Genomic DNA, 12,732 nt, shown 5'->3' on the forward strand with positions numbered 1-12,732 from the left:
GACGCCCGCCGCCGGGGCGCGGTTCGCGGACCGTCCGTTCGCCGTCGCGGTCGCGGTCATTCCTTTATCACCACGCCGAAGCTCAGACCGGCGGCGAGATACTTGTTGACCGCGACGAGGAATATCACCACGGGCAGTATCATCGCCGTCGACGCGGCCGCCAGCATCGACCACTCGATGGAGCGAGAGCCGATGAAGGAGTAGACGTACAGCGTCACCGGCACCGCGTTGAAGCTCGTCAGCACGAGCCCGAACAGCAGCTCTATCCACGCGAAGATGAAGCTGATGATGGCGACCGAGAAGATGCCCGGCTTGGCGGCCGGCAACACGACCTTCCGGAACGACTGGAACCGGGTCGCGCCGTCGACGCGGGCGGCCTCCTCCAGCGTCTCCGGGATGCCGTCGAAGAACGCCTTCATCACCCACACGACCAGCGAGAGGTTGATGCTGACGTACATCAGCACCATCCCGATGCGCGTGTCGAACAGGTTCAGCGCCCGGAAGATGATGAAGAAGGGCAAGACGACGGCGATGGGCGGGAGCATCCGCGAGGAGAGAATCCACACGAGTACGTCCCGCTGCATGGGCACGTCGTACCGCGAGAGGACGTACGCCGCCGGCACGCCGATGAGCAGGACCAACACGACGGACGCGGCCACCATGACCACGCTGTTTGCGAACGCCGCGAGGAACTCGCCTTGCTGGGCCAACTGGATGTAGTTGTAGACGGTCGGCAGGAACAGCCAGTCCGGCGGCAGGGCGTTGGCCTGTCCCGGCGGCTTCAGCGACATCGAAGCCAGCCAGTACAGGGGGAACAACACGACGGCGGACCACGTCAGCAAGACGGCGTGGCGGACGACCGTCACCAGCGTCTCGCGGGTGTCCTTGTCGAGGCGCTGGCTGCGGGTCGCGGAGTCGGCGTCGGTCGTCGCCATCAGTCCCACACCCCCTCGAAGCCGACCTTTGCGATGATGACGTTACACAGCGCGACGACGAGGACGAGGTAGACCACGGCGATGGCCGCGGCCACGCCTATCTGGTTGTTGATGAACATCTGCTCGTAGATGTTGATACTCACCAGTTGGGTCGCCGTCCCCGGACCGCCCTGGGTCAGGCCGTACACCACGCCGAAGGTCCGGAACAGGTCGATGAGCCGGATGAGCATGGCGACGAACACCACGGGCTTCATGTACGGGATGATGACGTGGACGTACCGCCGCCACAGCGGCGCGCCGTCGACCCGCGACGCCTCGACGAGCGTGTCGGGCACCGACGAGAGGCCGGCGTAGAAGATGATGAACATGAACGGCGTCCAGTTCCACGTGTCCAGCAGGATGACCGTCAACAGCGGCACGTCGGAGAGGAAGTTCGGTGCCGCGAACGGGGTCACCGTGGTGATGATGTAGGGGATGATGCCGACCTCGCTGTTCAGCATCAGGCGACCGATGGTCGCCAGCGAGACCGGCGCGACCGCCATCGGAACGATGAACAGGACCCGGTAGAACGACTTCGCGCGCCCGGAGTCGACGCCGGCGACCAGCGCCGCCAGCACGAACCCGAGCAGGCTCTCCAGCGCGAGCGCGCTGACGACGACGGTGATGGTGATGACGAAGGAGTGGAACGCCCCGCCCCGAGAGAAGGCCGTCTGGTAGTTGCTCAGACCGGCGAACTCGGCGGCGAAGACGTTCAGCGTCGGCTCCTCGATGAAGCTGAGATAGAGGTCGTAGGCCCCCGGGAAGAAGGTGATCATGACCATCACCAGCACCATCGGGGCCATGAACCAGTACGGGAGGTACTGGTTCCAGAGCTCGCTCAGCGTCGAGCCGGACTCGTTGGCGGCCGCCTCCGTCTGTGTCGGTGTGCTCATGTGTTGGCTGTGGCTCGTGTGCTGGGGGCGGTCATTCGCTGTAGATGTCCTCGGCTATCTCGGCGGCCCGCGTCATCGCGGCCTCCGCGGACTTCTGGCCGGCGATGGCCCGCTGGAGTTCCTCGGAGTAGCGCTGGCCCCACTGGGGGTACTTCCGGTCGAACGGGTCCGGAGCCGCCGACTCCAGCGATTCGAGCGTGACCTGCGCGAAGTTGTCGCCGACGCGCGAGCGGAACTCGTCGTTCTCCCAGACCGAGCGGCGGACGGAGAACGCGGCGCTGCTGTTCAGGTGCATCCACGTGTTGGTCGGCTCCGAGGTCGCCCACAGCATGAACAGGAAGCCCTGCTCGGAGTTCTGGGCGTTTTTCGACGTGGATATCTGCCAGTTGAACGCGTTGGGCGAGAAGGAACCGTCGGCCGGCCGGGGGGCCTTGGCGATGCCGATGCGGTCCGCGACCGAGGAATCCGACCCGGTCAGCGTGGGCCAGAAGAGGTTGGCGTCGGCGACGATGTGGCCGGTCCGGCCCTCCTGCATCGTGGTGAGCACGTCGGACCACGTCTGCGTGGACGCCCCCTCGGGACCGTAGTCCTGCAGGAGGCTCGTGTACCACTCCGCGGCGTTGATGACGCCCTCGGTGTCGAGCCCGGAGTTCTCCGGGAAACTCTCCCAGAGCTTCGCCCCGTACTCGCGGAGGAAAGTGTTCAGGATGTAGATATTCATCCCGTACCCCTTCTGGCCGCGGCCGGCCGTCCCGACGACGTCGGACTCGTTCTCGTGGATGACGCGGGCGTTCTCGCGGAACTCCTCGAGGGTCTCGGCGACCTCCAAGTCGTGTTTGTCGTAGAGGTCCGTCCGGTAGAACTGGGTCTGGACCTCGACGGTGATGGGAAGGCCGGTCCACGAGTCGCTGTAGCCGCCGCCGTGGGCCTGCCATCGGGAGGCCTCGAAGAGGTCGTTGGGCTGGTACCACTCCTCGTCGTACAGGCTGCTGTCGTTGAAATACGGGTCGAGGGGCTGAATCCACCCCTCGTTCCGGAACTGGTTGACGACCTGGTCCATGTAGAACACGTCGAACTGGCCGGCCCCGGTGCTGACGTCGGTCTGTCGCTTGGTCCGGAACTGCTGTTCGGGGAGGACGTTCCAGACCACGTCGATGCCGGTCAGTTCCTCGAAGACCGGGACCGCGGGCTTGACGGCCGACACCCACGGGTGTTGGACGGCCCCGATGTTGATGGACGACCCCTCGAACTGCCGCCAGTCGATGTCGGCGCTCTGGTACTCGCTGAGCGGGATAGGGAGGTCGCCGCTGCTCGTACTCCCGCCGTCGCCGCCGCCACCGTCGCCACCCGAGCCGCCTGTCTCCGTCCCCGTTCCACCGCGGGTACAGCCAGCGAGGCCGCCGAGCAGTCCGACACCGGTCGCTTTCAGGAAGTTCCGTCTGTTGCGTTCGCTTGGCATATGTTCGTACCTCGTCCCAAAGATATCCGAATCCCCCATAATAAATCTATCCCCTTTCCGCCGTCACGACTGGTCGAACCGGGCCATCGGCGACGGCGTTGGGCGGATCGCCCACCGAAACACGGCCCGGGGTCACGGGGAACCGTTTTGTACCCCAGCGCCGATATCGGAGTCGAGACCGATGTCAACACCACCACTCCTCGACACGCCGTCGGGGAACGCGGTCGTCGTCGCACTGGACCACGGACTCAGCCTCGGCGCGCCCGAGGGGTTCGAGACACCCGAAGAGACGCTCGACGCGGTGTTGCGGGGCGGCCCCGACGGCGTCCTCGTCGGGCCCCACTTCGCCCGCCGCTACCGCGACCGCCTCGACGAGGCCGGCGTCGACGTCGTCGTCACCGCGGACGTAGTGACGTGGTCGACCAGCCCCGGCCGGGACGACGGCGAGGACATCTGGACGCCGGCGTTCGACGCGGACTTCCTGCGTGACCTCGACCCGGCGGGGGTCAAGACCGTCCTCGTGTTCGGCCGCGACGACACCGAGACGTTCGAGCGGAACCTCGCGTACGTCGCCGAACTCGCCGCGGAACTGCGCGGGACCGGCGTCCCGCTGGTCGTCGAACCGGTGATGTGGGGCGAGCGCGTCCCCGACCGGTTGGGGACCGACCCCGACTACGTCGCCGACGCGGCGCGCATGGGATGGGAACTGGGCGCGGACATCCTCAAGACGCCCTACACCGGGAGCGTCGACACCTTCGAACCCATCGTCTCGAACGCCCCCGTCCCGGTGATGATACTGGGCGGGCCAGCCTCGGGGACGACCCGCGCCACGCTGGAGTCCGTCGCCGAGGCGATGGACGCCGGCGCGCGCGGCCTGATGGTCGGGCGGAGCATCTGGAAGGCCGACGACCCGGCCCGCACCGTCGCCGCGCTCGGCGACATCGTCCACGACAGCGCGACCGTCGACGAGGTGTGGGACTGAATCGGGACCCGTCGCCGGTCGGTGACACAGCCACCGCGGGCCGGGTGGTCGTGGAAAGATTTTAATATGAGATATACGCAACTGTTGGCGAGGACCGACGAGACGAGCGACGCGGCGCGTGACACGGCGCGACGCCCGCCCGCCGGCGACCCGTCCTGCGGGGCGCGGCGGACCGTCTCGACCACCGGTCGAAACCAACCATGAGACGCGACCACCACACCCGCGACCAGACGCGAACCGCAGCGGCCAGCCACGAGCGACTCCGGAGGCCGCGAAGATAATGCGCGCGGCGACACTGACCGACGTGGGCGAGATAGCCGTCGAGGAGCGCGAGCGACCGACGCCGAACGACGACGAGGTGCTGGTCCAAGTCGGCGCGTGCAGCGTCTGCATGACCGACTACCACATGTATCACGGCACCTTCCCCGTCGAGACGCCGCTGGTGCCGGGCCACGAAGCCGCCGGGACGGTCGTCGGGACCGGCGCGGACGTGACCGGGTTCGCCGCCGGCGACCGCGTCGCTGTCAACCCGACAGTGCCCTGTAACGCCTGCGCGTACTGCAAGCGCGGCGAGACCCACCTCTGTGAGAACAACACGAGCATCGGCGGGGCCGGTGACACAATCCTCGACGGGGCCTTCGCCGAGTACGTCCGCGTCCCGGCCATCAACGTCGAGGACATCGGCGAGATGTCCTTCGAGCGGGCCGCGCTGGCCGAACCGCTGGCCTGTTGCCTCCACGGCGTCGACCAAGTGGACGTGACACCGGGCGACAGCGTCGCCATCGTCGGTGCCGGACCCATCGGCCTCCTGCTGTTGCAGGCGTTTCGCGCCGCCGGGGCGGCCCCGATAGTCGTCTCCGAACTCGACGCGGAGCGCCGGGAACTGGCCGACGACCTCGGTGCCGACGCCGTCGTCGACCCCGAGGCGGTCGACCCCGAGACGGCCATCCCCGAAGCGGCCGGCGGGAAGGTCGACGTGGGCGTCGAGGCCATCGGGCTGGTCCCGACCATCGAGCAGGCCAACGCCGTCACCGCGAAGGGCGGGTCGACGCTCGTCTTCGGCGTCCCGGGCCAAGACGAGACGCTCGAAGTCAACCCCTTCGACGTGTTCTTCGACGAGGTCGGTTACCGCGGCTCCTACTCGCTGACCACCGATGACTTCCAGCGGGCCGTGACGCTGCTCGAACACGGCCGCGTCGACGCCGACCGCCTCGTCACCGACCGCATCGGTCTCTCGGAACTTCCGGACGCCTTCGACCGCATGGCCGACGCCGAGGGCCTCAAGAACGTCGTCGTCCCCGACGCCGAGTGACCGCGCCGGCAGCTGAACCACCGTAGCGACTGTTTTCGATGGGCTCGACGCCGACAGCGCCGCGAAGGCCCCCTGTCGTCAGCGCCGACTACGGGTGGCCGCCACCGCGTTCTATTGCGTTCATCTCTGCAGAATACGTTGGTTTCTGTGCGTCGGTCGGCGTAAACAGCCAGACATCGCTGATAGTTCATTACATTTCTCGGGCACCCAGAGCGCACGGAGTGGCCGTGTGTTCTGCTCTAGTGAACAGCTTTTTGTCGCCGGTCGCCGTAGCGAGGGCGTATGAGCGACGAACCGACCTACGCGGTCGAAGCGACGGGCACCTCGATTGCGGTGTTGGAGACGCTGGTCGAGCGCGGCGAACCGATGGGCGTGACGGCGCTGGCCGAGCGCGTCGACGCCGCCAAGAGCGTCGTCCACAACCACCTCTCGACGCTGCTCGCGCACGGCTACGTGGTCAAAAACGGCAGCCAGTACCGGCCGTCACTGCGCCCGCTGGCGCTGGGGGACCGAACGCGGGCCGCGATGCCGGTCTACCGGGCGGCCAGACGCGAACTGGGCAACCTCGCGGCCGCGGCCGGCGAGACGGTGACGCTGTTCGGCGTCGAGGACGCCCGCGGCGTCCCGATACGCGTCGCGGTGACGCCCGACGGCTGGGAGCCGCCGTTTCGGGTCGGCGAACGGCTCCCGCTGCACGTCAACGCCCCGGGGAAGGCGATACTGGCGACGCTCCCGGACGACCGCGTCGAGGCGATTCTCGGTGACGGGCCGCTGGCCGCGCCCACCGACGCCACCGTCACCGACCCCGACCAGCTCAGGGACGACATCCGCCGCATCCGCGACGACGGGGTGGCGTTCTGCAGAGGTGAACAGTACGAGGGCGTCGTCGGCGTCGCCGCGCCGGTGGAGTCACTCGGTGACGGCCGCGCCGCCGCTGTCGGCGTCTGTGGTCCCGCGGAGCGCCTGAACCGCCGGTATCTGGAGGAAGACGTAACCGGGCAGGTGCTCAGTACCGCGAAGGCGGTTCAGGTCGAACTCACCAGCGGATGAACGCCCGATAACACAAGTACATCTGTTACTAAGTGAGCGAGACACCGCCGGAAATCGAAGAGAGTAGTCGGCCATTTCGGTTAGACTTCTTCGAGTTTGCCCATACTCCTACAGCTATGTATGTACCTATTGCTAGTTTTCTACTATTTTTGCCAAAGTGCAGTTGGATATTTCTTGACTACTACTGTTTCCCGTATTTTGTTTTCTTATATTACTTCCCCCTCACTATACCCACCAATCCACCTCCAGATTTTGCTCGGCAGCCACTCACACACCGTGTCCCGCTCCGAACCGCTTAAGGCCCCGAGCGGGAAAGTACGGGCAACTCGCTGGACGACGGGCACCAGCGGGCACCTGCGTGTGCAGGTCGGGATGTGAGTCGCCGACCGCGACTTGAACCACACGACGCCCGTGGTGATACACATGGCACGAAGTGCGTACTCGTACATCCGCGACGCGTGGAAGAACCCGAAAGACGGCAAACTCGGCGAACTGCAGTGGCAGCGCCAGCAGGAGTGGCGCGAGCAGGGCGCGGTCGAGCGCATCGAGCGCCCGACGCGGCTCGACAAGGCCCGCTCGCAGGGCTACAAGGCCAAGCAGGGCATCGTCGTCGCTCGCGTCTCCGTCCGCAAGGGCGGGGCCCGCAAACAGCGCTTCACCGCCGGTCGGCGGACGAAGCGACAGGGCGTCACCCGCATCACGCGCCGAAAGGACATCCAGCGCGTCGCCGAGGAGCGCGCCGCGCGGGTCTATCCGAACCTCCGGGTCCTGAACAGCTACTGGGTCGGAGAGGACGGCAGCCAGAAGTGGCACGAGATCATCCTCGTCGACCCCGAACACCCCGCCATCCAGAACGACGACGACCTCAACTGGATATGCGAGGACGACCAGACCAGCCGCGTCTTCCGGGGCCTGACCGGTGCCGGCCGCCGCAACCGCGGGCTGGGCACGAAGGGCACCGGTGCCGAGAAGACCCGTCCGTCGCTGCGCAGCAACGACGGCAAGGGCAAGTAACGCGGTTCTCTCTTTCGTTCGATTCGCCGGCGGCGCTCGCGCCGCCGGCACAAGGGATTTCCCGGGGCCACGAGACCCATCTCCCGTGGACCACGCGTTCGTCTACCGGTGTTCGGCGCTGGTCGTCGGCGTCTGCGTCGCCTACAACGGCCTCGTCGTCGCGCGGGCGGACGGCGTCAGCGTCGCGGCGGGGCTGGCCGCGGTCGTCGGCGGGGCCGCACTCGCCGCGGCGAACGGCTACGCGCTGGCGACCGAGCGGGAGGCCGCGGTCTCGGAGCGCGCCGCGTGGCTCGGTGTCGCCGCCGCGGTGCTGGCGGCGACCGGCACCGTCCTCGGCGCGGCGGGGTGAGCGACGCCGCGGGCCGGGCTACGCCCGGACGCCCTCCGCTCGGTCCATCAGCGTCACGACCGCGACGTGAGGGAGCGTGACGACGGCGACGAAAACCAGATACAGGCCGACCCACTCCGGGACCGTCGCCGGCGGGTTCGGGACGAGACGCCACAGACCCGCGAGCAACGCGAGAGAGGCGAGCGTCAGCGGCGCGGCGTCGCGCGCGAACCGGGCGAACGCGGCCGTCGCGTCGCCCTGCCGCAGCGCCGGGGCGGCCCCGTCGTCGACGACGAGGAGCCGCGCGACGTGGCGCAGCGAGTGCCAGAGACAGAAGTAGACGCCGACGGCCACCACCGGGGGAACGACGGCGAAGAAGAGGGCGAGCCCGACCGTCTCGCCGGCATCGAGTCGCCACCCGCGCAGGTCGTCGGCGCGGCGGTAGCCGACCGCGAGCGTCCCGACGACGAGCAGGCCGTAGCCGGCCGCCAGCGCCGCGCGGGTGTCGGCACGGAACGCCCAGTCCAGCGCCGTCACAGCCCCGGGGGCGAACAGCGCCACGAGGTCGACCGCGACCCGGCGGTACCACGCGGGGAAGGCGAGCAGCGGGACGAGCATCGGCAGGCCGCCGCGGACGGCGACGGTCGCGGCCCGCTGTGGCCCCGAGCGCAGATGGTCGACGGCGGCCAGCGCCGAGAGCGCGTAGCGGTCCCCCTGTCCCCAGTGGAACCACGTGAGGGCGACGAAGAACGCGAACGACAACGCCGGTGCGAGGAACCAGAGGACGGCGTAGAACCCACCGAGAGCGGCGTACAGCCCGAACACGCGGGCGATGGCCCGCCGGTCGGGGCGCTCGTCGCGGGCACGCGCGACCGCGAGGTGGTCGACGGCCCCGTGGGGGAGCCCCAAGAAGACGACGCTCGCGACCAGCGGGGCGTACTGAACGGCCGGCGGGATGGAGACGCCCGCGAGGAACACGGCGGCCAACAGGGCGGTCGCGGCCCACCCGGGGACGAGCGCGGTCCGGCGGAGCGTCGCGCGGGCCGCCGGCGCGAGGCGTGTCACCCCCATCGGTCGGTGAGCCACGCGTACAGGACCAGCCCCTGCACCACGAACAGCGAGGTCAGCAGGAAGAACGCGGCCTCCTCGACGGGCAGGTCGAGCAGCGGGACGGACAGCCCCGTCGTGTACCGGTCCGAGAGCGTCCAGATACCCAGTTCGAGCGCGATGCTGTCGGCGACCCACAGGTACAGCGTCGGGACGGCCGTCCCGACCAGTACCGTCCGCCACTCGGCGACGAGGACGGGCCAGCCGAAGGCCCACTGGAGGGCGAGGATAGGCGCGCTCCAGACGAGCAGCGAGCCGAGATAGAGCCCCGACGGCGCGGCCAGCAGGGCGACGCCGGCGGTGGCGACAACGCCGGCGGCCAGCGCCCCAAGGGCCCGCGTCGGCAGCGACACCGCCAGCGAGGGGGTCGTGTCGACGGGGAACCGTGCGGCCCACAGGCAGACGCCGACGGGTTGGAGCAGGAAGAACAGGTACTCGCCGAGGGGGACCCGCGCGAACCGGGCAAGGACGGTCCCGTCGCCGTACCACCAGACGCCGCGGGCGACGAGGTAGCTGTCCCACGGCGTCGTGTAGACGAACGCGAGGCCGGCCAGCAGCGCGGTCCCCGAGGCGACGACCCGGCGGTCGGCGAGGCGGTAGCGGGCGGTCAGCGCAAGGCCCGCGAGCGCCGGCGCGACCAGCAACGCGTGGAACTGGAGGTAGGTGAGCGCCGCCATGCCGGCGGGCGGGGTCACCCGCGCCACGTCGGGCGGCCGTGCCCGGTGACGTCGGTCGGGGCCGCCGCGGGGCTGCGCTCGGAGACGGCGCTGACGGCGTAGAAGGTCGCCTCGGGGTCGCCGTTGCGCCGCCAGTGCCACCACGTCCGGGCCAGCAGCCACAGGCGTCGCCGGCGGGTCAGTTCGGGCGTCTCGGTCAACACGTCGTACCCCCGGTCGCGGACGAGCCGGTGGTGTTCGGCGTACAGTACCGCCGCCAGCAGGACGCCGAACTGGCAGTCGTCGGGGAGGTAGCGGATGCCGGTGACGCCCTCGCGGTAGAGGTCCTCGGCGCGGGCGAGTTCCGCCTGCATCACGGCTCGGAAGCCGTCGTCGACCTCGGCGTCGGCCAGTTGCTCCTCGGTGACGCCGTGGCGCTCCAACGTCTCCTGTGGGAGGTAGACCCGGCCGTACTCGTGGATGTCCTCGCGCACGTCCCGCAGGAAGTTCGATAGCTGGAACGCCTCGGCCAAGGCGGCGGCGTGGGGCAGGGCCTCCTCGGCCTGTGGCGGGTCCATCACCGCGGTCATCATGTTGCCGACGGCGACGGCCGAACCACGCATGTACTCCCGGAGGTCGTCGAAAGTCTCGTAGCGGGCCTGCGCGATGTCCATTTCCATGGCGTCGACGAAGACGTTGACCTCCTCGTCGGGGATGCCGTGGTCGGCCCGAAGCTCCTGAAAGGCCGCCATCACGGCGGGGTCGTCGGTCGTCTCGGGGTCGGCGTTGCCCAAGGCGGCCTCGCGTATCTGCTCTAACCGCTCGTGTTGGACGTTGGGCGGCGGACCGTCGGGCTGGTCGACTATCTCGTCGGCCACCCGGAAGAACGCGTACATCACGTAGGTCGGGTGTCGGATGCGCTCGGGCAGCAGGCGCGTGGCGAGGTGGAACGTCCGGCCGGTCTCCTGTTGGATCGATTTGCTCGTTTCGATGTTGTCTGAGTGCATTGAGATGTGCGACAGGTCAGTGGGCGAGTGGTTCGGTTCGAGGGCGAGGGAGGCAGTCGGGCGCGACCCCCGATGCGGTCGGGACGGCGAAGCGGTGCGCCCCGGCGGCGGGTCACGGTCGTCCCATCGTCTGCCGTAAAATACGGGGACTGCGACATTAAGGTGTGTACCCAACTGCTTTGGGCGGGGCGGCCCGCGGGCCGCCGGTCGCGGGTCCGGACGCCTCACCACGCCTCGAAGACCTCTTCGAGGAGCTTGCGCTCGCCGGCCCGGAGGTGCTGGTGGAACGTCGACGGACAGATGTCCATCGACGCCGCCAGTTCCTCGCCGGAGACGTCCCGCGGCCAGTCGAAAAAGCCCCCGAGATACCCCTTCCGGAGCGCCGTGAGCTGGCGGTTCGTCAGCCGGTCGTCGAGCGTGGCGAGGAAGGCTCGCCGGGTCGTCGGCGGCTCGTCGCGCTCCCGGACCGACAGCAGTTCCGTGCCGGGGTAGCGGTCCCGGACGTGCTCGACGACGCTCCGGGTGTCGGTCGTCGCCGGGAGCGTGGCCGTGACGTTCGCCCGCCCGGGCTCGACGACGATGTCGCGGGTCTCCGCGCCGCGCTCGGCGAGTACCGAGACCACCGGCGGGTCCGAGACGGTGAACTCGAACAGCGCGGCGTCTTCCGCCGTCGAGACGTGCGTGACGGCGCTGACCTGCGGGTGGTCGCCGGCGACGGCACACAGCGCCGATGGGTCGTCGGTCTCCGCGAGGAAGAACATCACCGTCTCCTCGCCGGCGACGCTCCCGCCGTACTCCATCCGACAGCCCAGTTCGGCGGCGATGTCGACGAAGAACACCCCTTCGGTACCGACCTGTAGTTCGAGTTCGGTGAGGTTGTCGGCGGTCAGCAACCGGCTGGTCTCCGCGGCGTCGAGGGCGGCCGCGACGGTCTGGCCGACGACGCCCAACACCGTCTGCTCGCGGGGGTCGAAGACGTCCTCGCTGTCGGCGTAGACCGTCAGGACGCCGTACAGCGACTCGCCCGAGACCAGCGGGACGGCGGCGACGGAAGCGACCGGGCCGTCGGCCAGTCGCTCGTGTGCCGTCCCCACGTCGCCGGTGCGGACCTGTAGCTCCTCCTCGCGGGCGGCCACGGCGACCGGGTCGTCGTCGTCGAGCGACACCGAGAACCCCCCGTCGCGGTCGGCCGACAGCGCCGCCGGCGCGAGCGTCTCGTCCCGGAGGTCGAACTCCGCAACCCACGCGAACCGGTAGGAGTCGACGCCGGCGAGGCGGTCACAGACCGTCTGCCGGATGGCTTGTGTCGACTCCGCCGTCACCACGTCGCCCAACACGGCCTGGACGAGCCCGTCGACTCGGTCGACGAGGTGGCGCAGTTTCTCCCGCTCGGCCTGTAGCTGCTCGCTACGGCGCTCGGCGGCCAATTCGGCGAGCTTCCGCTGCGTGATGTCGATGTGGGCGACCGCGACGCTCCCGGCCGAGCCGTCGGGCAGTGGCGCGGCCCGCATCAGGAACCACTGCTTCTCCTCGGGCGTGTGACAAGGGTACTCCAGCGTGAACAGGTCCCGTTCGCCGGCGACGACGGCCTCGATGCCATCGACCGCCCGCGAGGCGTACTCGTCGGCCTCGACGTCGGTGGTCTCGAAGTAGTTGACCCCCTGCATCTCGCGGCCGTCGACGTTGGCGAACTCCCGCCACGCGCGGTTCGTGAACAGGATGGTCCCCTCGTCGTCGAGGACGGCGATGTTTATCGGGAGTGTGTCGAGCGTCGAGTGCGCGAGTGTCTCTGGTGCCTTCATTCGGTGACCCCGGCCGTTCCGATACCGCGTCTAGGGGCGGTACCCGGATAAACGTGTGGCCGCCAGCGGTCGTCTGCGACCGGCAGCGCCCGCGAGCCGCCGTCGCGTCTGCGAGAGCCGCCACTGCCGGTGTGGAAAGTTCTAAACC

At 69.0% G+C, this 12,732-nt stretch carries 12 protein-coding genes; 5 read left to right on the forward strand and 7 right to left on the reverse strand.

Translation table 11 applies throughout. The annotated features are described in order from the left end of the window. Positions 1 to 56: 56 nt before the first annotated feature. Genes ACV7JO_RS10905 through ACV7JO_RS10915 form a run of 3 tightly spaced genes read right to left on the reverse strand, consistent with a single transcriptional unit; the run spans position 57 to position 3,326 of the window. Positions 57 to 935: a carbohydrate ABC transporter permease gene (locus tag ACV7JO_RS10905; protein WP_470353439.1), complete on the reverse strand. Its 879-nt coding sequence runs from the start codon at positions 933 to 935 to the stop codon at positions 57 to 59. Next, positions 935 to 1,867, reverse strand: a complete 933-nt coding sequence (locus ACV7JO_RS10910) for a carbohydrate ABC transporter permease (RefSeq protein WP_470353440.1) — start codon at positions 1,865 to 1,867, stop codon at positions 935 to 937. Before ACV7JO_RS10910 ends, ACV7JO_RS10905 begins: the two co-directional genes overlap by 1 nt. 31 nt (positions 1,868 to 1,898) lie before the next feature. After that, the gene (locus ACV7JO_RS10915; protein WP_470353441.1) at positions 1,899 to 3,326 is read right to left on the reverse strand and encodes an extracellular solute-binding protein; all 1,428 of its coding nucleotides are present in this window, start codon (positions 3,324 to 3,326) and stop codon (positions 1,899 to 1,901) included. Positions 3,327 to 3,507: 181 nt separating this feature from the next. Between ACV7JO_RS10915 and ACV7JO_RS10920 the strand changes: the two genes are divergently transcribed. The 5 genes from ACV7JO_RS10920 to ACV7JO_RS10940 all read left to right on the forward strand — a co-directional run bounded on the left by ACV7JO_RS10920 (position 3,508) and on the right by ACV7JO_RS10940 (position 8,033). Further along, positions 3,508 to 4,308 (forward strand): class I fructose-bisphosphate aldolase, encoded by an 801-nt coding sequence (locus ACV7JO_RS10920; RefSeq protein WP_470353442.1) that lies wholly within the window; start codon positions 3,508 to 3,510, stop codon positions 4,306 to 4,308. Positions 4,309 to 4,588: 280 nt separating this feature from the next. Further along, a complete protein-coding gene (locus tag ACV7JO_RS10925; RefSeq protein WP_470353443.1) occupies positions 4,589 to 5,620 on the forward strand; it encodes a zinc-dependent alcohol dehydrogenase family protein in 1,032 nt (343 codons plus the stop codon). Between the two features lie 282 nt (positions 5,621 to 5,902). Then, on the forward strand, positions 5,903 to 6,670 hold the full coding sequence (locus tag ACV7JO_RS10930) for an IclR family transcriptional regulator (RefSeq protein ID WP_470353444.1): 768 nt from the start codon (positions 5,903 to 5,905) through the stop codon (positions 6,668 to 6,670). 423 nt (positions 6,671 to 7,093) lie between these two features. After that, positions 7,094 to 7,684: a 50S ribosomal protein L15e gene (locus ACV7JO_RS10935; RefSeq protein ID WP_470353445.1), complete on the forward strand. Its 591-nt coding sequence runs from the start codon at positions 7,094 to 7,096 to the stop codon at positions 7,682 to 7,684. An 85-nt stretch (positions 7,685 to 7,769) separates the two neighbouring features. After that, positions 7,770 to 8,033, forward strand: coding sequence for a hypothetical protein (locus ACV7JO_RS10940; protein ID WP_470353446.1), 264 nt, complete (start codon positions 7,770 to 7,772; stop codon positions 8,031 to 8,033). A gap of 18 nt (positions 8,034 to 8,051) precedes the next feature. Here the strand turns inward: ACV7JO_RS10940 and ACV7JO_RS10945 are convergent, their stop codons facing one another. From ACV7JO_RS10945 to ACV7JO_RS10960, 4 genes are all read right to left on the reverse strand, one after another. Then, positions 8,052 to 9,083, reverse strand: a complete 1,032-nt coding sequence (locus ACV7JO_RS10945) for a Brp/Blh family beta-carotene 15,15'-dioxygenase (protein WP_470353447.1) — start codon at positions 9,081 to 9,083, stop codon at positions 8,052 to 8,054. Then, positions 9,074 to 9,796: a lycopene cyclase domain-containing protein gene (locus ACV7JO_RS10950; RefSeq protein ID WP_470355773.1), complete on the reverse strand. Its 723-nt coding sequence runs from the start codon at positions 9,794 to 9,796 to the stop codon at positions 9,074 to 9,076. Before ACV7JO_RS10950 ends, ACV7JO_RS10945 begins: the two co-directional genes overlap by 10 nt. A 14-nt stretch (positions 9,797 to 9,810) precedes the next feature. Beyond that, positions 9,811 to 10,782 (reverse strand): phytoene/squalene synthase family protein, encoded by a 972-nt coding sequence (locus tag ACV7JO_RS10955; RefSeq protein ID WP_470353448.1) that lies wholly within the window; start codon positions 10,780 to 10,782, stop codon positions 9,811 to 9,813. Between the two features lie 224 nt (positions 10,783 to 11,006). Next, positions 11,007 to 12,584: a bacterio-opsin activator domain-containing protein gene (locus tag ACV7JO_RS10960; protein WP_470353449.1), complete on the reverse strand. Its 1,578-nt coding sequence runs from the start codon at positions 12,582 to 12,584 to the stop codon at positions 11,007 to 11,009. Positions 12,585 to 12,732: the final 148 nt, after the last annotated feature.

This window comes from Haloarcula sp. MBLA0138, assembly GCF_055632455.1.

What these genes read in the sequence shown, in the direction of transcription:
- ACV7JO_RS10905 (WP_470353439.1), bottom strand. Translation starts at nt 935, where the DNA reads ATGGCGACGACCGACGCCGACTCCGCGACCCGCAGCCAGCGCCTCGAC.
- ACV7JO_RS10910 (WP_470353440.1), bottom strand. Translation starts at nt 1,867, where the DNA reads ATGAGCACACCGACACAGACGGAGGCGGCCGCCAACGAGTCCGGCTCG.
- ACV7JO_RS10915 (WP_470353441.1), bottom strand. Translation starts at nt 3,326, where the DNA reads ATGCCAAGCGAACGCAACAGACGGAACTTCCTGAAAGCGACCGGTGTC.
- ACV7JO_RS10920 (WP_470353442.1), top strand. Translation starts at nt 3,508, where the DNA reads ATGTCAACACCACCACTCCTCGACACGCCGTCGGGGAACGCGGTCGTC.
- ACV7JO_RS10925 (WP_470353443.1), top strand. Translation starts at nt 4,589, where the DNA reads ATGCGCGCGGCGACACTGACCGACGTGGGCGAGATAGCCGTCGAGGAG.
- ACV7JO_RS10930 (WP_470353444.1), top strand. Translation starts at nt 5,903, where the DNA reads ATGAGCGACGAACCGACCTACGCGGTCGAAGCGACGGGCACCTCGATT.
- ACV7JO_RS10935 (WP_470353445.1), top strand. Translation starts at nt 7,094, where the DNA reads ATGGCACGAAGTGCGTACTCGTACATCCGCGACGCGTGGAAGAACCCG.
- ACV7JO_RS10945 (WP_470353447.1), bottom strand. Translation starts at nt 9,083, where the DNA reads ATGGGGGTGACACGCCTCGCGCCGGCGGCCCGCGCGACGCTCCGCCGG.
- ACV7JO_RS10950 (WP_470355773.1), bottom strand. Translation starts at nt 9,796, where the DNA reads ATGGCGGCGCTCACCTACCTCCAGTTCCACGCGTTGCTGGTCGCGCCG.
- ACV7JO_RS10955 (WP_470353448.1), bottom strand. Translation starts at nt 10,782, where the DNA reads ATGCACTCAGACAACATCGAAACGAGCAAATCGATCCAACAGGAGACC.
- ACV7JO_RS10960 (WP_470353449.1), bottom strand. Translation starts at nt 12,584, where the DNA reads ATGAAGGCACCAGAGACACTCGCGCACTCGACGCTCGACACACTCCCG.